At 64.3% G+C, this 19,927-nt stretch carries 20 protein-coding genes and 1 tRNA gene; 10 read left to right on the top strand and 11 right to left on the bottom strand.

Features of this window, described 5'->3' with window-relative positions; genetic code table 11:
- Nucleotides 1-223: 223 nt before the first annotated feature.
- From CK489_RS30000 to CK489_RS30010, 3 genes are all read right to left on the bottom strand, one after another.
- Complete coding sequence (locus CK489_RS30000; RefSeq protein WP_021079148.1) at nt 224-859, bottom strand: ATP-dependent Clp protease proteolytic subunit; 636 nt, start codon at nt 857-859, stop codon at nt 224-226.
- A 244-nt stretch (nt 860-1,103) separates the two neighbouring features.
- Complete coding sequence (tig, locus tag CK489_RS30005; protein ID WP_050626342.1) at nt 1,104-2,462, bottom strand: trigger factor; 1,359 nt, start codon at nt 2,460-2,462, stop codon at nt 1,104-1,106.
- A gap of 165 nt (nt 2,463-2,627) precedes the next feature.
- Nucleotides 2,628-2,712 (bottom strand) — tRNA-Leu (locus CK489_RS30010).
- Nucleotides 2,713-2,847: 135 nt separating this feature from the next.
- On the opposite strand from CK489_RS30010, the gene CK489_RS30015 reads away from it, so the two are divergent.
- The 4 genes from CK489_RS30015 to CK489_RS30030 all read left to right on the top strand — a co-directional run bounded on the left by CK489_RS30015 (nt 2,848) and on the right by CK489_RS30030 (nt 7,116).
- Nucleotides 2,848-4,182 (top strand): multicopper oxidase family protein, encoded by a 1,335-nt coding sequence (locus tag CK489_RS30015; RefSeq protein ID WP_095734897.1) that lies wholly within the window; start codon nt 2,848-2,850, stop codon nt 4,180-4,182.
- Nucleotides 4,183-4,223: 41 nt separating this feature from the next.
- A complete protein-coding gene (locus tag CK489_RS30020) occupies nt 4,224-5,309 on the top strand; it encodes an enolase C-terminal domain-like protein (RefSeq protein WP_095734898.1) in 1,086 nt (361 codons plus the stop codon).
- A gap of 84 nt (nt 5,310-5,393) precedes the next feature.
- Nucleotides 5,394-6,284, top strand: a complete 891-nt coding sequence (locus CK489_RS30025; protein WP_347336270.1) for a hypothetical protein — start codon at nt 5,394-5,396, stop codon at nt 6,282-6,284.
- 121 nt (nt 6,285-6,405) lie between these two features.
- Entirely contained in the window at nt 6,406-7,116 is a 711-nt protein-coding gene (locus CK489_RS30030) for a hypothetical protein (protein ID WP_050626340.1), read from the top strand.
- 27 nt (nt 7,117-7,143) lie between these two features.
- Here CK489_RS30030 and CK489_RS30035 read toward each other — a convergent pair whose 3' ends face one another.
- A complete protein-coding gene (locus CK489_RS30035) occupies nt 7,144-7,977 on the bottom strand; it encodes a tetratricopeptide repeat protein (RefSeq protein ID WP_502694153.1) in 834 nt (277 codons plus the stop codon).
- A gap of 228 nt (nt 7,978-8,205) precedes the next feature.
- On the opposite strand from CK489_RS30035, the gene CK489_RS30040 reads away from it, so the two are divergent.
- A complete protein-coding gene (locus CK489_RS30040) occupies nt 8,206-8,547 on the top strand; it encodes a hypothetical protein (protein WP_050626338.1) in 342 nt (113 codons plus the stop codon).
- Nucleotides 8,548-8,589: 42 nt separating this feature from the next.
- Here the strand turns inward: CK489_RS30040 and CK489_RS30045 are convergent, their stop codons facing one another.
- Complete coding sequence (locus tag CK489_RS30045; RefSeq protein ID WP_095734900.1) at nt 8,590-9,555, bottom strand: LysR family transcriptional regulator; 966 nt, start codon at nt 9,553-9,555, stop codon at nt 8,590-8,592.
- Between the two features lie 113 nt (nt 9,556-9,668).
- On the opposite strand from CK489_RS30045, the gene CK489_RS30050 reads away from it, so the two are divergent.
- Nucleotides 9,669-10,496: an oxidoreductase gene (locus CK489_RS30050; RefSeq protein ID WP_095734901.1), complete on the top strand. Its 828-nt coding sequence runs from the start codon at nt 9,669-9,671 to the stop codon at nt 10,494-10,496.
- Between the two features lie 6 nt (nt 10,497-10,502).
- On the opposite strand, the gene CK489_RS30055 is transcribed toward CK489_RS30050, so the two are convergent.
- Both CK489_RS30055 and CK489_RS30060 read right to left on the bottom strand, forming a co-directional pair.
- Nucleotides 10,503-11,018 carry a GNAT family N-acetyltransferase gene (locus tag CK489_RS30055; RefSeq protein WP_095734902.1) on the bottom strand — a complete coding sequence of 172 codons (516 nt, stop codon included), beginning with the start codon at nt 11,016-11,018 and terminating at the stop codon, nt 10,503-10,505.
- On the bottom strand, nt 10,993-12,492 hold the full coding sequence (locus tag CK489_RS30060; RefSeq protein WP_095734903.1) for an NAD(P)H-hydrate dehydratase: 1,500 nt from the start codon (nt 12,490-12,492) through the stop codon (nt 10,993-10,995). The genes CK489_RS30055 and CK489_RS30060 overlap by 26 nt, the downstream gene beginning before the upstream one ends.
- 352 nt (nt 12,493-12,844) lie before the next feature.
- On the opposite strand from CK489_RS30060, the gene CK489_RS30065 reads away from it, so the two are divergent.
- From CK489_RS30065 to CK489_RS30075, 3 genes are all read left to right on the top strand, one after another.
- Complete coding sequence (locus tag CK489_RS30065; RefSeq protein ID WP_011441447.1) at nt 12,845-13,183, top strand: P-II family nitrogen regulator; 339 nt, start codon at nt 12,845-12,847, stop codon at nt 13,181-13,183.
- Nucleotides 13,184-13,333: 150 nt separating this feature from the next.
- The gene (gene glnA, locus CK489_RS30070) at nt 13,334-14,743 is read left to right on the top strand and encodes a type I glutamate--ammonia ligase (RefSeq protein ID WP_050627332.1); all 1,410 of its coding nucleotides are present in this window, start codon (nt 13,334-13,336) and stop codon (nt 14,741-14,743) included.
- 142 nt (nt 14,744-14,885) lie between these two features.
- Nucleotides 14,886-15,335 (top strand): GNAT family N-acetyltransferase, encoded by a 450-nt coding sequence (locus CK489_RS30075; RefSeq protein ID WP_095734904.1) that lies wholly within the window; start codon nt 14,886-14,888, stop codon nt 15,333-15,335.
- Nucleotides 15,336-15,420: 85 nt separating this feature from the next.
- Here the strand turns inward: CK489_RS30075 and CK489_RS30080 are convergent, their stop codons facing one another.
- On the bottom strand, nt 15,421-15,684 hold the full coding sequence (locus CK489_RS30080) for a tautomerase family protein (RefSeq protein WP_095734905.1): 264 nt from the start codon (nt 15,682-15,684) through the stop codon (nt 15,421-15,423).
- A gap of 152 nt (nt 15,685-15,836) precedes the next feature.
- On the opposite strand from CK489_RS30080, the gene CK489_RS30085 reads away from it, so the two are divergent.
- Nucleotides 15,837-16,814 (top strand): GlxA family transcriptional regulator, encoded by a 978-nt coding sequence (locus CK489_RS30085; protein ID WP_095734906.1) that lies wholly within the window; start codon nt 15,837-15,839, stop codon nt 16,812-16,814.
- Between the two features lie 115 nt (nt 16,815-16,929).
- Here CK489_RS30085 and CK489_RS30090 read toward each other — a convergent pair whose 3' ends face one another.
- The 3 genes from CK489_RS30090 to CK489_RS30100 all read right to left on the bottom strand — a co-directional run bounded on the left by CK489_RS30090 (nt 16,930) and on the right by CK489_RS30100 (nt 19,906).
- Nucleotides 16,930-17,997, bottom strand: coding sequence for an ABC transporter substrate-binding protein (locus CK489_RS30090; protein WP_050627474.1), 1,068 nt, complete (start codon nt 17,995-17,997; stop codon nt 16,930-16,932).
- Between the two features lie 163 nt (nt 17,998-18,160).
- Nucleotides 18,161-19,219, bottom strand: coding sequence for a dipeptidase (locus CK489_RS30095; RefSeq protein WP_244486037.1), 1,059 nt, complete (start codon nt 19,217-19,219; stop codon nt 18,161-18,163).
- A 36-nt stretch (nt 19,220-19,255) separates the two neighbouring features.
- Entirely contained in the window at nt 19,256-19,906 is a 651-nt protein-coding gene (locus CK489_RS30100; protein ID WP_095734907.1) for a glutathione S-transferase family protein, read from the bottom strand.
- Nucleotides 19,907-19,927 lie beyond the last annotated feature (21 nt).

Consider the following 19,927-nt stretch of genomic DNA (forward strand, 5'->3'; position numbering starts at 1 on the left):
CGGCTCAAGACCGTGACAATACCGTGATTTTCAACGATCGCACGCGGAATACGCGTCGAAATCCACGGAACGTTGCGGGATTACCACGCCGGCCAATGAGCACGAAAGCGGAACCTTTCGCCCGCGCACAGGCACTTGCGGGGTACTCCGCCCGTCCTGCTTTTGCCGATTATGTGAGGCGCCAATTTGGAGATCACACCGGCGCCCCGGGAGCTTGTCCAGATCAGGCGGCTTTGGCGGCCGACGGATCTTCCGGACGCTTGTCGATGACCTTGTCGACGAGGCCGAACGCCTTGGCGTCTTCGGCGGTCAGGAACTTGTCGCGCTCGAGCGCGTCCTCGATCGCCTTGTAGGTCTGGCCGGTGTGCTTCACGTAGATCTCGTTGAGGCGCTTCTTGAGATTCAGGATCTCCTGCGCGTGCAGCATGATGTCGGTGGCCTGGCCCTGGAAACCGCCGGAGGGCTGGTGCACCATGATGCGGGAGTTCGGCAGCGTGAAGCGCATGTCCTTCTCGCCAGCCGCCAGCAGCAGCGAGCCCATCGAGGCCGCCTGGCCCGTGCACAGCGTCGACACCGGCGGGCGGATGAACTGCATCGTGTCGTAAATCGCAAGGCCCGACGTCACCACGCCACCCGGCGAGTTGATGTACATCGAGATTTCCTTCTTCGGATTCTCGGCCTCGAGGAACAGCAGCTGCGCAACGATCAAGGTCGACATGCCGTCTTCCACCGGACCGGTGACGAAGATGATGCGCTCTTTCAAAAGGCGCGAGAAAATGTCGTAGGCGCGTTCGCCGCGATTGGTCTGCTCGACGACCATCGGCACGAGATTCATGTAGGTTTCAACGGGATCGCGCATGAAAGAACCCAGGGGTTAGGGGTGATGCAGAACTCTGCCCAGAACTAGCTTCGCTCAAGACTACTGGCTCAAAGCTGGCCGGCTCAAGGCTTAAACCAGATATGGGCCAATTTCCGGCCGACAAGGCCGCCACTAGCCAACTGGGCAGGTCGCAGACGTTCAAGCCGATTCGCGGCGGCACGCCTAGCGAGGGATCCTCGCCAGGCGCGCTTTCGCGGTTCATCATTAACGCGAGGTGCCGGAATTAGGCGGCAGTTTTCTCGGCGTCTTCATCCTTGAACAGCTCATCCTTGGTGACCTTCTTCTCGGTCACATTGGCGAGCTCCAGCACGAAGTCGACGACCTTGTCCTCGTAGATCGGGGCGCGGAGCTGGGCCAGCGCCTGGGCGTTGCTGCGGTAGTAATCCCAGACTTCCTTCTCGCGGCCCGGCATCTGGCGCGCGCGCTCGATCACGGCGCGCGAGACCTCGTCGTCGGTCACGGTGATCTTGTTCTTCTCGCCGATCTCCGACAGCACGAGGCCGAGGCGGACGCGGCGGTCGGCGATCTTCTGGTACTCTTCCTTGGCCGCATCCTCGGTGGTGTTCTCGTCGGCGAAGGTCTTGCCGGTCGAGTCCATCTCGGCCTTGATCGAGTTCCACATCAGGTTGAACTCTTCGGCGACAAGCGACGGCGGCGCCTCGAATTTGTGGCTCTCGTCGAGACGGTCGAGCAGCGCGCGCTTGACCTTCTGGCGGGTCGCGCCGGCGAATTCGGCGGTCAGGCGCTCGCGCGCGGCTTCCTTCAGCTTGTCGAGCGACTCGAGGCCGAGCGTCTTGGCGAACTCGTCGTCGATCGTGGCCTCACCGGGCGCCTCGATCAGCGTCGCGGTGGTCTCGAACTCGGCCGGCTGGCCGGCAAGCTTGTCGTTGAGGTAGTTCTTCGGGAAACCAACCTTCAGCGTGCGGGTCTCGCCCGTGCCGATGCCGATCAGCTGCTCCTCGAAGCCCGGGATGAACTGGCCCGCGCCGATCACGACCTGGATGCCCTCGCCGGTGCCGCCCTCGAAGGCCTCACCGTTGATGGTGCCCTTGAAGCTGATGGTGACGCGGTCGCCCTTCTCCGCCGCACCTTCGGTCTTGGCGCTGTACGGGCGGCTGCCTTCGGCGATCCGCTTGATGGCATCGTCGACGTCGGCGTCGGAGACCTCGACCACCGGCTTCTCGACCGAGAACGACTTGAAATCGGCGAGCTGGATCGGCGGCACGACCTCGATCGCGACCGTGTAGGTCAGGTCGGTCTTGCCCGACAGCAATTCCTCGACCTGGTCCTTCTCGGTCGGCATCGTAATCTTCGGCTCACCGGCGAGGCGGAAGCCGCGATCTTCGAACAGCTGCCGGTTGGTGTCGCTGATGGTCTGGTCGATGGTCTCGGCCATGACCGAGCGGCCGTAGATCTTCTTCAGATGCGCGACCGGCACCTTGCCGGGACGGAAGCCGTTGAGACGGACCTTGTCCTTGAGGTCGACCAGCTTGGCGCCCGCCTTGGCATCGAGATCGGATGCCGGAACGCTGATCTTGAATTCGTGCTTCAGTCCCTCGTTGAGGGTCTCGGTGACCTGCATGGTATCAATCTTCTTCCGCTTTTGCCGCGGCCCGAGCGGCCGTGGCAGTGTTCAATCAAATCGACGCTGAGCCTTGCGGCCTTGACGTCTGTGGGTTCGGCGAACCCTCGTCCCCTGCGGGGCCAAGGTTCTCCAAGAATTCGTCATGCAAACGCTGTAAGCGCTTGGTGCGGGCGGAGGGACTCGAACCCCCACGACTTTCGTCACTGGAACCTAAATCCAGCGCGTCTACCAGTTCCGCCACGCCCGCGCGAAAAGCATCCAGTCCGGCCGCGATGCCGCGGGCGGCCGGGCTTATAACATGCGCCCACCGGTTCGCAGCAAAAAAATGGCCGCTGGAGAGCCCGTCCTGCGACCGATCGCGACTGGACAGGTAGGCTTGAAAATGGTCCGCATCGGTCGAATGGCAAGCCCCGTAGCAAGTCCCGAATCTTGGCTCAGCCGGCGCGACCTGATGGCCGCGCTCGGCGCTGCGGCGCTTTGCCCGGCCTGGCCGGCCACCAGCTCGGCGCAGGGCCGGACGGCAGTCGCGCTGCAGGCCAGAATCGATCGCATCGTGCTTCGCCCTGACGGGCCGGACACGCCCATCTGGTCGCTGGGCAGCGGCGACCTCCGTTTCAGGCGCGGCGAGGTACTCGACGTGACGTTTGGCAACGAGCTGCCGGTCGCGGCCGTGCTCGATTGCCGCGGGCTTGACGGTGTCCCGGCCGCGGAGCCGTTGGCCTCCCGGGCACCGCTTGCCACAGGGGCCAAGGATAGCTTCCAGCTCCCGCTCCGGCATGCTGGTACCTTCCTGTGCGAGCCGCTGCTCGGCGATGGCACGACCATGCCGACGCGCCCGCGTCCGTTGATCGTGACCGGCACCTCGCCCGTCGCGGTGGATCGTGACGAGACCCTGCTGATCGAGGAGTGGCGCCTGCAACCCGACGGAACCGCGATTCCGCCCGGAACAGTTTCGAAAGATTCGACGCCAATTCATACGGTTAACAGCAAGACCTCATACGAGGTCTCGGCTCCGGCCAATGCCCGGCTCAGACTCCGCTTCATCAATGGCAGCCCACGCAGCGTGCTGGCGGTCAAGCTGGAGAACCTCGACGTCAGGGTGATGGCGATCGACGGCCAGCCGGCCGAACCGTTCCCGGCCCGCAACGGTGCGCTGGTGCTGGCACCCGGAAGTCGAACCGATGTCTTTGTCGATATCGCTGGTCCGGCCGGAACGAGCTTCCCGATCCTGCTGCACGACGGCAAGCAGGCCCGCCCAGCCGGCAAGCTTGTCGTCTCGAACGACGCGCCGATCCGGGCCGCGCCGTTCCCTCCTGCTCCACCGCTCCCGGGCAACGACATGCCGGCCCAACTCGATCTCAGAAGCGCCGCCAGATTCGAGTTGGCACTGGGCATGCCGACCGAATGGTTCCGGCCGGCGGATTTCAAGCCGTCAGCCACCCCCGCCTTTCAGGCCAAGTCAGGCCGTCCGGTCGTGCTGGCTTTGACCAATCGCGGCACGATCACCAACGTCTTTCACCTGCACGGCCATCATTTCCGCCTGCTGGACAAGCTTGACGACGGCTGGAAGCCGTTCTGGCTCGACACGTTGGCGGTCGAACCGGGCGAGACGCAGCGCATCGCCTTCCTCGCCGAATATCCCGGCCGCTATCTGATCGAACAGGTTGCGGCCGATTGGGCGGCGCCGCGGCTCGTCCGATGGTACAATGTCCAATAACAAGAAGAGGAAGCATCTGGGGAAACGCGCAGGGGACATCCATGAGCCAGACAGTTGCAGCGATCCGCGGAGTTAAGGCGCGAGGTGTCGTGGTGCCCCTCAAGCGTCCTGTGAGGACCGCCTTCGGCGTGATCGATTCCGGTCCGCTGGTCCTGATCGATGTCGAGACCGATCAAGGCGTTACCGGCCGTACCTACATCTTCGCCTACAGCAAGCTCACACTTCACCCGCTTTGTTATCTGATCGAGGAGATCGGTCGCGAACTGGCCGGCAGGCCAGTGGCGCCGTTCGACCTGATGAAGGCGATGGATGCCAAGTTTCGGCTGCTCGGCTGGCAGGGCCTGGTCGGCATGGCCGTCTCAGGTCTCGACATGGCCTATTGGGATGTGCTCGGCCAGCTTGCCGGCCGGCGACTCGTCGAACTGCTCGGTGGCTCGGCGAGGCCGATCAAGGCCTATGACAGCTATGGCGCGGTCGATCCTGTCGCAGACGAGCGCGCGCTGCGCCGTTCGCTCGACCAGGGTTTTCGCGGCATCAAGATCAAGGGTGGCGACGGTGATGCCGCCAATGACGAACGCGTTGTGAAAGGTGTGCGCGCCCTGCTCGGCCCCGACATTGCGCTGATGCTCGACTTCAACCAGTCGCTCGATCCGGCCGAAGCAACCCGTCGCATCGCGCGCCTCGCGCCCTACGACCTGCACTGGATCGAGGAGCCGGTGCCGCAGGAGAGCCTGTCCGGCCACGCAAAAGTCCGAGAGACCTCGCCGACGCCGATCCAGGCCGGCGAGAACTGGTGGTTTCCGCGCGGCTTCGCCGAGGCGATCGCAGCCGGCGCATCCGACTTCATCATGCCCGACGTGATGAAGGTCGGCGGCGTCACCGGCTGGATGCAGGTCGCAGGGCAAGCCGACGCGGCATCGATCCCGATGTCGAGCCATCTGTTCGCGGAAGTCAGCGCGCACCTGCTCGCGGTGACGCCGACCGCGCACTGGCTCGAATTCCTCGACTTCGCCGGCGCGATCCTGGCAACGCCCGCCGAGATCGTCGACGGCGCGGTAACCGCACGCGGTCCCGGGCTCGGCATCGAATGGAACGAGCCGGCGGTGGCGAAGTATCTCGTGAGCTAGCGCGAGGACGAAATGGACGTAGAGCCCGAAGGTCCTGCCAGTCTCCCCTCGCGTTTCGACCATCTCGTTCTACGAGCCCTGGTGTTGCCGAAGCTCGTCCTGGCCTGCCTGATCGGCGCATGCTTCACCGGACCAGCGTTCGGCAAGGATGGTGACGATGACAGCGGCGCCGCGAAAGCGATAGGCGCGACGCCGAATATCTATCTCGACTTGCGAACCAGCTACGCTACGGTGCCGGCCGGCGCTTTACCGATCGGCTTCGGCAACTCGGCTCTCTCCACCGCGCTGCAATCGCTGGCGCTCGCGAACAACACCACGCTTCCGACGAGCGTATCGCTGCCCTCCCGGCAATCCGTCGCCGTCGATCTTCCGATGACCGTGGATGTCACCGACAAGGTCTCGCTCTACGCCGGGGTTTCCGGCACGACGACCTACGCCCAGACACAGGGTTGGTCATCCTTCGATATCACCAGTTGGAACGTCGGATTCCAGGCAGATGTCTATAGCCAGAATGGCGGTTCAATTCCGACCATCACCTGGCAATCCACAATCACCCAGTCGATCCCGAACGGGCCGACCGGGACGACGACATTCAACAACATTTTCGAGCTCGGCTACGCCTTCGACAAAGACGAAACGTACGGGGTGTTGGCCGGCATCCAGGACACCCGCGTCGAAGTGGCGACCGCGCTCGCGCGGATTCACCCCAATATCATCGGTTATGTCGGCGGCTATTATCAGTGGCCCAGCAACTGGAAATTCACCGGCCGCGTCGGAGTGCAGCATTTCGGCGGCGCGCAGCTCCTGAACTTTACGCCGGTTCCGTCCTTCACCGAGCCCGTCGTCCGGCTCGATCTCGATCGGATGGACGACAACGACAATCGTCTGTTCGGGGTCACGGCTCAGATCATGTGGGTGCCGAAGCCGTCCTATCAGCTGACGCTGAGAACGCCGCTTTATTTCGTGCGCAACTGATGCAGCCGACCCGCTGCGGCAATTGTGAATCGGACGGCGCGTGCCGGCTGCAAACCGTCAATCGCAAGCTTCACCTTTGCGGCGCATTGATGTAGGCCATCAAGACATCGGAGCGCGCTCAATGTCCACCAACAACAAGCTGACGCTGAAATTCCGTTGCCCGACGGAACTTGAGGGACTGATCCCGCAGCCCATTCCAGCTGCGCAGGGCGTTCCCGACTGGCTCAAAGCAATGCCGGCGACCGCCTTCTCTTCGATCAACCTGCACGACGAAGACACCATCAAGCGCTGCCCGCCATTCGTCGACGCGATGACCTGCGGATTCCTGCTGCCGCTGGTTTGCGACCTCAAGATCGAGGACGGCGAAATCACCTGGGACCACGACCTGCCGCCGGGAGGCACGCCCGAATTTCCCCGTTCGCCGATCGGCTTCCACGATCCGGGTCAGGTCAGCGGCACGCCGCTGTTCGAACAGGGCCGCTTCTTTCTCAAATTCCACAATTTGTGGACTGTCGAAGCTCCCGAAGGCTATTCCGTTTACTTCACGCATCCCGTCAACCGCTTCGACCTGCCATTCACGACGCTTAGCGGCTTGGTCAATTCCGACCTCTATCGCGACAACTGGGTGCACTTTCCGGCGTACTGGCACAACAGGGATTTCAGAGGCATCCTCCCCAAGGGGACGCCGATTGCACAATGCATTCCGGTCAAGCGCGACGACTGGACTGCACAGGCCTCGTCCTTCACAGCGGAGGAAGCCAAACGCGTCGGCGAATTTCGCACCGAGCTCAGGCGGCAGCCCAATCTTTATCGGCGAAACTTCAGGGTTTGAAGCGCCACGGGATCGGGTTTGACGCGCTCAAGCCGATTCACCGCCGAGGAATTTCGCAGCGTCGCTCTGCGAGAAGAAGAAGCGGCCGCGCGAGCCTGCGGCCATCACGAATGCCGCGCGTCCCAACAGTTGGGGCTGGCCGCGAATGACGGAGCGGAGCGTCGCCTCGGCAGCCTCGCACTCACCCAGCTCGAAAAGCGATGTGGCGAGGTAGGCGCGGGTCGAGCGATCGTCGGGGTACTGCGCGAGCACGCGACGGAAGGCATCCGCAGCTTCGGCATAATCACCATGAAGGATCAGGACCCGCCCGAGCTGGTTGAGAACATCGGGGCGTCCCGGCGCGGCATCGCGCGCGGCGGTCAGGAGGCTCGCAGCCCGCGCGATCTCATTGGCATCATGCAACAGGCGCGCGAGGTCGAGCTTCAGATCGACGCTGTCGGGCCGCAGCGCAAGGCCGGCCTCAATCGTGCTGATCGCCTCGTCGTGTTGACCGGCCTTGGCGAGCTGCCCGGCGAGTTCCTGAAACGATGGCAGATATGCCGGGCGGCGTGCCGCCGCGCGCCGAAGCTGCGCGATGCCGTCCGGGACGCGCCCCGCGCCGCACAGCAACGCACCGAGCAGGGTCTCGGCCTCGCCATCGTCGCTGCGGCGCACAACCCGTTCGAGTGGCGCGATCGCCTCGTCTCCCCGCCGCTGCCCCATCAGGGCATGCGCAAGGAGAAGCGTTGCATTCCGGTCCGCGCGGTTTGACTTCAGGATGCCGGCCGCGATCTGCTCGGCCTGCGCAAACTGCTGGGTTCGAAGCGCCATTGCGCCTTGCTGCAGTGCTTGCGCGAGGAAATTGTTCTGCCTGCCAGTCACGGGAGGTTTCTGGAAAATGAGAGAGAGAATGCTCCGCCGACTTAGCCCGCGCCTCTTCGCCTGTCCATCAAAAGTCTCGTGAAACGAGACCGGGACCCGCAAAGCCGTCCCCGAAGTGAGGCCACGCCGCTCGAAGCGACGGCGCTGGAAATATCCTGTATCGTGCGACCTGATCGGCAAGCCGCCGTGCAAGCCTGACACCATATGAACTCAAATCGGAGAACCGGGATGGCACAGTGCATCGTCGTCGTTCAATTCGACCTTCCGAAACGGACTGAGGAACAGGCCATCAATGGCGGCATGAGCACGGCCCCCATCTATCGAAACCTCGCGACAAAGGGGCTGATCCGCAAAGACTACCTCAACGGAGAAGCCGGCACCGGCGGCGTCTACTTGTGGGAGAGCCGGCAAGAGGCCGAGGCTTGGTTCACCGAGGCCAAGGTCGCGGAGCTCACCGAGCGGTTCGGGGTCCGGCCGCGGCTGACCTGGTACGACACGCACGTCACCGTCGACAATCTGAAGGGCGAGACGCGCGTGAACCAAACCACGCTGATTTCAGCCGCGGAGTGAATCGGCCGGCGTTGTCACCGATCGCCCGCAGCACCCTGCAGCTCAAGCGCGCTTGCGATGACCGCCCGATCGCTTGGCTGGGGGTGGGAGGGCCCTGCCCCCTTTAGCGGCCGACTTGGTCTCTGCTCGTATCATGTCGACGAAAGCCCGCAGCCCGGCCGTCATGTGCCGATGCCGCGGATAGTAGAGACGCAGGCCGGGGAATGGCGGCGTCCAGTCGTCCAGCACGGCCCGCAACGTTCCGGCCGCGAGATGTCCGGCGACCCAGAAATCACTGACGAACGCCAGTCCCAGCCCTTCGAGAGCGGCTTCGACCATCAAGGTGTCGCCGTCGAGGGTCAGTCTGCCCGGGACATCCACCGCCATCTGCTCGCCGCCGCGCTTTTCGAACTCCCAGTGATAGATCTTGCCGCTGGGCATCCGCCTGCGAATGCATTCATGGGTGAGCAGATCAAGCGGAGACCGCGGCACCGACGCGCGCGCGAAATAGCCGGGCGCGCCAACGACAATGAAACGCGTGTCCGGGCCGCAGGGAATCGCGACCATGTCCTGCGGCACGGCTTCGGCCAGCCGGATGCCGGCATCGAAGCCCTCCGCGACGATATCGATGGGCCGGCCCTCCAGCGTCAATTCGACGTTCATGTCGGGATAGAGCCGCAGAAACTTTACGACGACGGGGCGTACGATCTGGTGTGCGGCGCGCTCCTTCAGATTGATGCGCAGCGTGCCTGCTGGAGTGTCGCGGAACTCGTTCACGTCCTCCATCGCGCCGGCAATCTCGCGCAGCGCGGGACTGACCCTCGCGAGAAAGCGCTCGCCCGCCTCCGACAGCGCGACGCTGCGCGTCGTCCGGTTGATGAGACGCACGCCCAGCTTCTTCTCCAGCCCGGCGATCGCATGACTGAGCGCCGATGGCGAAATGCCGAGCTCGGTCGCGGCGGCGCGAAAGCTGCGATGTGTCGAGATCGCGACGACCGCGTTCAGCTCAAAAAGACCAGCATGCTGCATTGTACGATTACCTGCATCAGGTCATGCCACTTTATGCCGATTATTGCACTAATCAAGTCGGCTATATCGAGCCCGCAATCTGGATCGGCAACCTGATCTAAAGGACATCCCCTATGGCAAAGACTTTCCTGATCACGGGCGTTTCATCCGGCTTCGGCCGCGCGTTGGCCGAGGCTGCATTGGGTGACGGCCATGCCGTCGTCGGCACCGTGCGCAACGAGAACGACAAGCAGAAGTTCGAAGCACTCGGCGAAGGCGTGCACGCGGTACTTCTTGATGTCACCAACTTCGAAGCGATCGCGCCCGCCGTCGCCGAGGTCGAGCGCAGGATCGGCGCGATCGACGTTCTGGTGAACAACGCCGGCTATGGTCACGAGGGCATTCTGGAGGAATCATCGATCGACGACCTGCGACGCCAGTTCGAGGTCAACGTCTTCGGTGCGGTGGCGATGATCCAGGCGGTGCTGCCCTTCATGCGCAGGCGCCGCGCCGGGCATATCCTCAACGTGACGTCGATGGGCGGGTTCATCACGATGCCCGGTCTCAGCTACTATCACGGCAGCAAGTTCGCACTGGAAGGAATCTCCGAAACCCTCGGCAAGGAAGTCAATGACCTCGGCATCAAGGTCACGGCGGTCGAACCCGGCAGCTTCCGCACCGACTGGGCCGGACGATCGATGGTACGGGCAGAACGATCGATCCCCGACTATGACGTTCTCATCGACCCGATCCGCAAACGCCGCATGGAAATGAGTGGCCGGCAGGTTGGCGATCCCCAGAAGGCCGCGCAGGCCATGCTGAAACTCGCACTGTCGGCCGATCCGCCGGCGCACCTGCTGCTCGGCAGCGATGCCGTTCGGCTCGTCGAGGACAAGATGAAACTGCTGCAGGCCGAATTCGCTGCGTGGAAGGACGTTTCGCTCTCCACCGACGTTGCCTGAGCAGCATCAGTCGCCGCGGCGGTCCGTCATTGCAGGACGGACCGCCGCGTCTCGACACTCGCGCGCGGGCACTTGCGTCCAGAGATAGCGCACGTCCGGCTCCTTCTCCTCGTTGCGGCTGCCATCGGTCTGCTCCACCGCGACAAAGCCGCGGGCCTCATAGAAGCTTCGCGTCCGTGCGTTGCGCTGGAAGGTCCAGAGTTGCAGCCGGTCGGCGCCCTGCTTCGCGATATCGAGCAGCGCGCTGCCGATGCCGCGCCCCTGTGCGGCCGGCAGCACGTAGAGTTGCTCGATCCAGTCGTCGTGGAACGCGATGACGCCGCTCATGGCCTCGCCGTCGAACGCGCCCCACAGTGTGCAGACCGAAAACATCCGCTCGCGATAGAACCAGCGGTCTTCGTCGGGCGTATGCAGGCCGGCGAGCCAGGGCAGCGCGTGATCGAACGCCGCACGATGCACGCGCGCCGCGGCGTCCATGTCGGCAAGCGCGAGCCGCCTAGTATTCAATGCCGAACTCGTCATAGAGGCGGCGGAACACGGCCGGCAGCACCTCGGTCAGGTCCTCGGCGATCAGGCCGGGCCCTGCCTCGCTGGCCCCTTCGCCGTGCAGCCACACACCAATGCTGGCCGCCTCGAAAGCCGCGACGCCCTGCGCGAGGAAGCCCGCGATGATGCCTGCGAGCACATCGCCGGCGCCGGCGGTGGCAAGCCACGGCGGCGCGTTGGCGGCGATGGTGGCGCGCCCATCCGGAGATGCGATCACGGTGTCGGCGCCCTTCAGCAGCACCACCGCGCCGGAGCGCTCGGCCGCCGCGCGCACGCGTTCGAGCTTGGAGCGGCCCGGATGCTTGTTGGAGATATCGCTGAACAGCCGCGGAAACTCGCCCTCATGAGGGGTCAGCACCACCCCGAGACCGTCGGAGGCCTTGATCGCCTCGAACAGCCGGTCCGGCGAACCGGCAAAACTGGTCAGCGCATCGGCGTCGAGCACGAGGTGCCGCTGCGCCGAGAGTGCGGTGTGAACGAAGTCGCGGGTGCGCGCGCTGACCCCGGCACCGGGACCGATCACACAGGCGTTGAGGCGCTTGTCGCCGAGCAGTTCGGCGAACTGGATCGGGTTATCGACCGCGCGCACCATCACCGCGGTCAGCGCCGCGGCATTGACCACAAGCGCATCGCGCGGCGAGGCCAACGTTACGAGGCCGGCGCCGGCGCGCAGCGCCGCGCGCGCGGCGAGCCGCGCAGCGCCGGTCGAGGCGAGATCGCCCGAGACCACGACGGCGTGCCCCCTTGCGTATTTGTGACCGTCGATCCGCGGCACCGGAAACGACCATCGCCAGGCCTCCGGGGCATTCTCCGCGGTCAGCGGCTTGATCTCGTCGAGCACCTGCGCGTCGATGCCGATATCCGCGACGCGGACCCGGCCGCAATAGATCCGGCCCGGCAGCAACAGATGCGCGGGCTTCTTGCGGAAGAAGGTGACGGTTTCGGTCGCCTGCACCGCCGCGCCCATCACGGCTCCAGTGGTGCCATTGATGCCGCTCGGCAGGTCGACCGCCAGCACCGGCGTACCGTTGGCGTTGACGGCCGCGATCATCTCCAGCGGATCGCCCTTCACCGGACGATTGAGACCGGCGCCAAACAGCGCGTCGATGATCAGTGCCGGCTTGCCGAGCGCCTGCGGGTTGAACGGCAGCACGGGATATTTCCAGCCCTTCGCTGCCAGCGCAGCATCGCCTTGCAGGCTGTCGCGCTCGCAGAGCAGGATCACCGAGACCTCACGGCCGCGCGCGGCGAGCTCGGCGGCGGCGACAAAGCCATCGCCGCCATTGTTGCCACGGCCGGCGACCACGACGATCGGCCCCTCCTCGACCAAGTCCATCGCGGCCTCGGCGACAGCCTGGCCGGCGCTCATCATGAGCGCGAAGCCCGGCGTGCCGGCTGCGATGGTCAGCCGGTCGGCACGCTCCATCTCGGTGGTGGTCAGAACGTCCATGCCGAATCCTCAATCGCTTCGCCTTTTCGAGAGGCAATTCCTGTGACGTTCTCGGGGTTTCTACTGGCCGCCTGCATACGGATTGATCTATTTGCCTATTTGTTAGGCTTGGATATCATAGCCCATGTGGTTCGATATCAACCGACTGCCTGTTAAAAGGCTGATAACATTCCGAAATCGGGGACCTTAACAACTTGGCATAGACCCTGCTTTTGAGGAAGCCGCGTACAGGCCGCTCGATGCGACCATTGCGCGTGTTTCCGGCCACCGGCCGGAAGCTTAAGACCAACCAGACTGCGCCCCACGCGCATCGAACTCGACCCTGCAATCTGCAATGCCCGGGAGGCGCTCAGTGAAGAAGATTGAAGCCATCATCAAGCCCTTCAAGCTCGACGAGGTGAAAGAAGCGCTCCAGGAAGTCGGACTGCAAGGCATCACCGTGACCGAGGCCAAGGGATTTGGCCGTCAGAAGGGCCATGCCGAGCTGTATCGCGGTGCGGAATACATCGTCGACTTCCTGCCCAAGGTGAAGATCGAGATCGTGATCGGCGACGACCTGGTCGAGAAGGCGATCGACGCGATCCGCCGCGCGGCCCAGACCGGACGGATCGGCGACGGCAAGATCTTCGTCTCCAATATCGAGGAAGCCATCCGCATCCGGACCGGCGAATCCGGGCTGGACGCTATTTAAGGGCGGTGCTATCCGGAATTTCTGACGCAAAAGAGAAAAAAGGCTGCTTCGGCAGCCTGATTTCGTTTGAGTAGTCACACGAACCCGCCAAAAGCGGGAATAACGTCGCCCACCGCCGGAAACACACCCGCACATCCATAAGGGGTATTCATGAAGACCGCCAAAGACGTCCTGAAATCGATCAAGGACAACGACGTCAAATACGTCGACCTGCGCTTCACCGATCCGCGCGGCAAGTGGCAGCACGTCACCTTCGACGTCAGCATGATCGATGACGATATCTTCGCCGAGGGCACCATGTTCGACGGCTCGTCGATCGCCGGCTGGAAGGCGATCAATGAATCCGACATGTGCCTGATGCCCGACCCGGTGACCGCGACGATCGACCCGTTCTTCGCCGAGACCACCATGGTCATCACCTGCGACGTGCTCGAGCCGACCACCGGCGAGCCCTACAACCGCGATCCCCGCGGCATCGCCAAGAAGGCCGAGGCCATGGTGAAGTCGATGGGCGTGGGCGACACCGTGTTCGTCGGCCCCGAGGCCGAGTTCTTCGTGTTCGACGACGTGCGCTATTCGGCCGATCCCTACAACACCGGCTTCCGCCTCGACTCCTCCGAACTGCCGATCAACTCGGCCACCGAATATGAGGGCGGCAACCTCGGCCACCGCATCCGCACCAAGGCCGGCTACTTCCCGGTGCCGCCGCAGGACTCCGTGCAGGACATGCGCTCCGAGATGCTCGGCGCGATGGCCAAGATGGGCGTCAAGGTCGAGAAGCACCACCATGAAGTCGCTTCGGCCCAGCACGAGCTCGGAATGAAGTTCGACACGCTGACGCTGATGGCCGACCAGATGCAGGTCTACAAGTACTGCATCCACCAGGTCGCCCACATCTACGGCAAGACCGCCACCTTCATGCCGAAGCCGGTCTACGGCGACAACGGCTCGGGCATGCACGTCCACCAGTCGATCTGGAAGGACGGCAAGCCGACCTTCGCCGGCAACAAGTACGCCGACCTGTCGGAGACCTGCCTGCACTACATCGGCGGCATCATCAAGCACGCCAAGGCGATCAACGCCTTCACCAACCCGTCGACCAACTCCTACAAGCGTCTGGTCCCGGGCTACGAGGCGCCGGTGCTGCTCGCCTACTCCGCGCGCAACCGTTCGGCATCCTGCCGCATCCCCTACACCGCGAACCCGAAGGCCAAGCGCGTCGAGGTGCGTTTCCCCGACCCGATGGCCAACCCGTATCTCGGCTTCGCCGCGATGCTGATGGCCGGCCTCGACGGCATCAAGAACAAGATCGATCCGGGTCCGGCGATGGACAAGGACCTCTACGATCTGCCGAAGGAAGAGCTGAAGCAGATCCCGACCGTCTGCGGTTCGCTGCGCGAAGCGCTGGAGAGCCTCGACAAGGATCGCGCGTTCCTCAAGAACGGCGGCGTGTTCGATGACGACTTCATCGACGCCTATATCGAGCTGAAGATGACCGAGGTCGCCCGTTTCGAAATGACCCCGCACCCGGTCGAGTTCGAGATGTACTACTCGCTGTAAGCTTGCAGCACTGAACGCATGCGAAAGGCGCTTCCACCGGAAGCGCCTTTTGTTTTCGGGGTAGACGTCCGTAGGATGGATGGAGCGAAGCGATACCCGTCCTGCGTCTTGACTGTGTCCCTGCGATTCCTGGTGTCAGCCCATGACCGAAGCCGTCGTCCGCTCTGCGGTAGAGCACGAACTGCCCGCGGTGTTGAACCTCTATCGACATCTTCATCCGCACGACCCCGAGCTGGAGACAACCACTGCCGAGCGGGTCTGGTCGACGCTGCTTGCATCCAGCTTCATGACCGTGATCGTCGCACAGGCGGCGGACCTGCTGGTCGCTTCGTGCACGCTCGCGATCGTGCCCAACCTGTCTCGAGGCGGCAGGTCATATGGCGTGATCGAGAATGTCGTCACTCACGCCGACTACCGTCGGCTCGGACTCGGCCGGCGGGTCCTTGCTCATGCACTCGATCTTGCCTGGCAGGCCGACTGCTACAAGGTCCTGCTGGCGACGGGCTCGAAGCGGGAGAGCACCCTCCGCTTCTACGAGGAAGCGGGCTTTCTGCGCGGAGGCAAAACCTACTTCGAGGTACGTCGTCCCTAGCCGCGGTCGCGTGCTTGTCAGACGCATCGAGCTGACGTGTGCAAAAGGCGCCTCTACCGGAAGCGCCTTTTGTCCTGTTCGGCGATTACGCCTTCACTTTCGCAACCCGCCGGCCGCCGGCATCGAGCGCGCCGAATTTGCCCGCGATCAGGTCCGGCGTCGGCATCATGCCGCCGAGCGACCAGCTCGCCGGCTCGCCCTCCTCGATCTTGACCCAGACGTTGCGGCGGAAGTCCGGGTCGCCCTGCCCCTCGACCTCGACCATGAGATCGGTGACGCGCTCAAGCAGCGCCTTCTTCTGGGCGACATCGAAGATGCCGCGGACGGTGGAAATGGTGACGTAAGGCATGGTCTCTCTCCATTGTAGAGGTGGTGACAACGCAGCGAAGATGGACCGGCACGGCGCGATCAGGCAGTGGCCGATCAGACAGAGATCGGGCAATATCTGCCACCGCCTGATCGCGCCGATCGGGTAGGATGACGGCAACGCCTGGAGGTCCCATGAAGCTTGCGATCCTCGCGCTGGAAGGCTGCATGCAATCGGCGGTCGCCGGCATCGCCGACATCCTCACGCTCGGCAACCATGTGATGGCGCTGCGCGGCGGCAAGGCGCGCTTCAGCTGGCAGACGCTCTCGCTCGACGGCAAGGCGGTGCGTGCCGGCGGCGGCAAGCTGCTCGCCGTCGACGGCGCAGTCAGCAAGCGGGCGGCATTCGACGCGATCATCGTGCCCGGCAGCCTGGTCGATCATCTCACCGCCGAGCGCCTGCAGCCGCAATATGACCGCGCCGGCGCCTGGCTGCGCCAGCAACATGCCAGCGGCCGGCTGATCGGCGCCTTCTGCAGCGGCGTGCTGCTGCTCGCCAATGCCGGCTTGCTCGATGGCCGCCGCGCCACCATCACCTGGTGGCTGCAGAGCGAGCTGCGCCGCCGCCATCCCCGGATCGATCTCGCCAGCGATGCCGTCATCACGCAGGCCGACCGCCTGGTCTGTGCCGCCGGGCCGATGTCGTGGGTCGATCTGCTGCTGCGGTTGATCGAACTGGTCGAGGGCGCTGAGGTCGCGAAAATCTGCGCCGACTATGCCGTGATCGACACCGCGCAGCGCACCCAGGCGATCTTCATGCCGCTCGGCTACATGCTCGGACAAGACCCGCTGCTGATCAAGGCGGACATGCTGGTGCGCCGCACCGGCAAGGCGCCGATCACGGTGCGGGGCCTCGCACAGGCGCTGGGCCTGAGCGAACGCACGCTGAACCGGCGCTTCCGCGAGCTGACCCACGAGCCACCGCAGGCCTTCATCACGCGCCGCCGCGTCGAGCACGCCCGCACGCTGCTGGAGATCACAGCGCAACCGATCAAGGCAATCGCCCGCGCCACCGGCTACGAGGACGAGAGCAGTTTTCGCAAGGCTTTTCGAAAGCTGACGCTGACATCGCCGCAAGCCTACCGCGCGCAGCGATCAATGCGAGCGGCCTAGCCGCGTCGGACGAGGAGCGTGCAGGACGGATAGAGCGTAGCGAGACCCGTCAATTTCGAACCACGCAAAGATGGGTTTCGCTGCGCTCTACCCATCCTACCGACCGCGGCCCGCGCTACACCCTGAACAGCTTCGCGTACCTCGCCTTGATCTCCTCGCTCTGCGCCTGCACCTGGGCCGGATCGGCCTTCAGCATCTTCAGCTTGTCGAGCGGTACGTGCCCTGCCTTCTCCTTCACCCCGGCGTGGAACGAGCGGTGCGCGAATTCGTCGGCCAGCATCTGCTGGGTTTCGGCGCTGAAGAAATAGCTCTGGAACAGCCGCGCCGCGTTCGGGTTCGGCGCGCTCTTGAAGATGCCGCTCGGCACGATGATCAGCGGCGCGCCCTCGGCCGGGTAGACCACCTCGACCGGTTTGCCCTGGTCCTTGGCCAGCACTAGGTTGTAGTCGTTGCCGTCGGCCATGACGGCGCGCTCGCCGAGCAGGATCTTCTTCGGTGGATCGGCGGCCGACTGCACCTGCATCACCCGCTGCTGCGACAGCTTCTCCAGGTACGGCCAGCCGAGATCGCGCGCTAGCACGAAGGTCGCGGTCAGGATCGCACCGGAGTAGCCCGGGTGAGCCTTGACGATCTTGCCGCGCCACCGGGGATCAAGCAGATCGGCATAGCTCTTCGGCGCCTCCTCGCGCTTCACCTGTTCGGTGTTGTAGCCGATCACCTCGAACCAGGCGCATGAGGTCGCCGAGGTGCCGTCGGGATCGATCTGGTCAGCCGGAAAATGTTTTGCGACGGCTTCCGGCATGTAGGCCGCGAGCCAGTCGTTCTTCTTCCAGTCGAGGTAATGCGCGGGATCGGTCGAGTTGGCGACATCGACGGCGTGGATGCCGCTGCCCTGCTCCTGGGCGATGCGCTGGAAAATCCGCTCGGCGCCGGAGCGTTCGACGCGGACGCTGATGCCCGGATATTTCTGCTCGAAGTCGCGCGCCAAGCGCTCGGCCGTGTTCAGCTCCAGCGCGCTGTAGAACGAGATCTTGCCTTCCTTCTTGGCCGCGGCAACCAGTTCCGGCGTCACGGCCTCAGCCGGCGGCGCCGCCGCCCGCAGTGGTTCGGCGAACACCATGCCGGCGGCGGTGGCCGCCGTCACCTTGAGCCAGTCGCGTCTCGACCATTTGCGGTCCTGCATTCCCATGCTCCCTGAGATCGGGCCGTTGACCGGCCGCTCGATTGTCGAGGGAGCATAGCGCGTAGGATGGGTGGAGCGAAGCGGTACCCATCATCTCTCCTTGCGACCGAAAGCTGGTGGGTTTCGCTTCGCTCTACCCATCCTACGGACTACAGGCGACCGGTCATCGCCAACTTTGGCGCAACACCCGCATCCAATTGTCAAAGGCGATCTTGCCCAGCGTGGCGTCATCGAAGCCGTGCCCGCGCAATGCCTGGATCAGGCTCTGGAGATGGCTTGCATCCCTGAGCGGACGCGGCATCACTGCACCGTCGAAGTCGGACCCCAGCGCCACGTGATCGTCACCCATCCGCTCGACCAGATAGCCGAGATGGTTGGCGACCGTCTCGATCGGTGCGTCGGGATCGCTGTGCCCGTCCGGGCGCACCTCGGACACACTGAAATTAAAACCAACGACGCCGCCTGACGCCTTGACGGCATCGAGCTGCCGGTCGGTCAGGTTGCGGGTCGCGGGGCAGATCGCGTGCGCGCAAGCGTGGGTGACCACGATCGGCGCCGTGCTGATCGCCGCCAGATCCCAGAAACCGCGCTCGTTGAGGTGGGCTGCATCGACCATGATTCCAAGTTCATTGCAGGCCCTCACCAGCGCCTTCCCGGCGTCGGTCAGACCGGGCCCGGTGTCCGGCGAACGCGGATAGGCGAACGGCACGCCGTGACCGAAGATATTGGGCCGGCTCCAGACCGGGCCGAGCGACCGCAGGCCGCGCGCGTACAGCCTCGCCAGCCCGTCGAGATCGGCGTCGATCGCTTCGGCGCCCTCGAGATGCAGCACGATCGAAAACGCCGCATCCCGCCGCGCCGCCTCGATCTCATCCACGGTGGTCGCCCAACGGATTTTTCCGTCGGCGCGGGCCACCATGGCATCCAGCGCGCTCAGCTGGGCATCGATGGTGCGGCGCGCATAGGCCGCATCGAGCGGCTCGGCAAGACGCACCTCGTACCCGTCGGCGGTTCGCGTGAAATCGCCTTGTCGCGGATGCTCCGCCTTGGCGTACATCGCGAACAGGCCGCCAACCATGCCGCCTTCCCGCGCGCGCGGCAGATCGAGATGCCCCTCCTCGGAGCGCACGAGAAAGTCCCGACCGCCTTCCCGGTACTCGGCGAGGTGTTGAGCCGCATCATTGTGGCCATCGAAGATCGCGATCATGGTGTGGTCCTGCACTGTGCATTCCTCGCGTCGAACTTGCGCCAAGTAGGGTCAGCCCGCGACTTGCGGATTATTGACCGCCAACTGAGCTGCAAAAGCCCGCTTGTAAGCGGGCCGCGCTTCGCCGCGGGCGACATACGCCGCAAGCTTCGGATGTCCGTCGAGCATGCCCGAAGGTTTGAGCCGGAGCAGCACCGACACCATCATCAGGTCGCCCGCGCTGAACGCGCCGTCGAGCCAGTCGGCATCGCCCAGACGATCCGACAGCAAGTCCAGCCGCTGACGGACACGATCCTCGACCAGCGGCAGGCGTTCTGCATGCCACGGCTTGTCGCGCTCGAACAGCCTTGCGGTCGCGAACTCGAGGATCGGCGGCTCCACCGTGTTGAGCGCGGCGAACATCCAGGCAATTGCGTGCGCCCGGGCATTGGCGTCACCGGGCAGCAGGCCAGCATGGCGCTCGGCGAGGTGGAGCACGATCGCCCCCGTCTCGAACAAGACGAGATCGTCCGCCTCATACGTCGGTATCTGGCCAAACGGGTGAACCGCCAGATGCGCGGGCTCTTTCATCGCAGCAAATGAAACGAAGCGGACCGCGTAGGGTTGCCCCACCTCTTCAAGCGCCCAGCGAACCCGCGTATCCCGCGCCAGTCCCTTGCCGCCGTCGGGCGACCTCTCAAAGGCGGTAATCGTGATGGTCACTGCAGGCTTCTCCCCGGCGAA

Origin of the sequence: Bradyrhizobium sp. UFLA03-84 (genome assembly GCF_002289535.1) — a bacterium.
In the GTDB taxonomy this organism is placed as follows: Bacteria; Pseudomonadota; Alphaproteobacteria; order Rhizobiales; family Xanthobacteraceae; genus Bradyrhizobium; species Bradyrhizobium viridifuturi.

Excerpts from the sequence above, each read along its gene's own strand:
- CK489_RS30045 (WP_095734900.1), bottom strand. The coding sequence starts at position 9,555 with ATGCAGCATGCTGGTCTTTTTGAGCTGAACGCGGTCGTCGCGATCTCG.
- CK489_RS30020 (WP_095734898.1), top strand. The coding sequence starts at position 4,224 with ATGAGCCAGACAGTTGCAGCGATCCGCGGAGTTAAGGCGCGAGGTGTC.
- tig (WP_050626342.1), bottom strand. The coding sequence starts at position 2,462 with ATGCAGGTCACCGAGACCCTCAACGAGGGACTGAAGCACGAATTCAAG.
- glnA (WP_050627332.1), top strand. The coding sequence starts at position 13,334 with ATGAAGACCGCCAAAGACGTCCTGAAATCGATCAAGGACAACGACGTC.
- CK489_RS30040 (WP_050626338.1), top strand. The coding sequence starts at position 8,206 with ATGGCACAGTGCATCGTCGTCGTTCAATTCGACCTTCCGAAACGGACT.
- CK489_RS30050 (WP_095734901.1), top strand. The coding sequence starts at position 9,669 with ATGGCAAAGACTTTCCTGATCACGGGCGTTTCATCCGGCTTCGGCCGC.
- CK489_RS30000 (WP_021079148.1), bottom strand. The coding sequence starts at position 859 with ATGCGCGATCCCGTTGAAACCTACATGAATCTCGTGCCGATGGTCGTC.
- CK489_RS30030 (WP_050626340.1), top strand. The coding sequence starts at position 6,406 with ATGTCCACCAACAACAAGCTGACGCTGAAATTCCGTTGCCCGACGGAA.
- CK489_RS30075 (WP_095734904.1), top strand. The coding sequence starts at position 14,886 with ATGACCGAAGCCGTCGTCCGCTCTGCGGTAGAGCACGAACTGCCCGCG.
- CK489_RS30080 (WP_095734905.1), bottom strand. The coding sequence starts at position 15,684 with ATGCCTTACGTCACCATTTCCACCGTCCGCGGCATCTTCGATGTCGCC.
- CK489_RS30015 (WP_095734897.1), top strand. The coding sequence starts at position 2,848 with ATGGTCCGCATCGGTCGAATGGCAAGCCCCGTAGCAAGTCCCGAATCT.
- CK489_RS30090 (WP_050627474.1), bottom strand. The coding sequence starts at position 17,997 with ATGCAGGACCGCAAATGGTCGAGACGCGACTGGCTCAAGGTGACGGCG.
- CK489_RS30055 (WP_095734902.1), bottom strand. The coding sequence starts at position 11,018 with ATGACGAGTTCGGCATTGAATACTAGGCGGCTCGCGCTTGCCGACATG.
- CK489_RS30060 (WP_095734903.1), bottom strand. The coding sequence starts at position 12,492 with ATGGACGTTCTGACCACCACCGAGATGGAGCGTGCCGACCGGCTGACC.
- CK489_RS30085 (WP_095734906.1), top strand. The coding sequence starts at position 15,837 with ATGAAGCTTGCGATCCTCGCGCTGGAAGGCTGCATGCAATCGGCGGTC.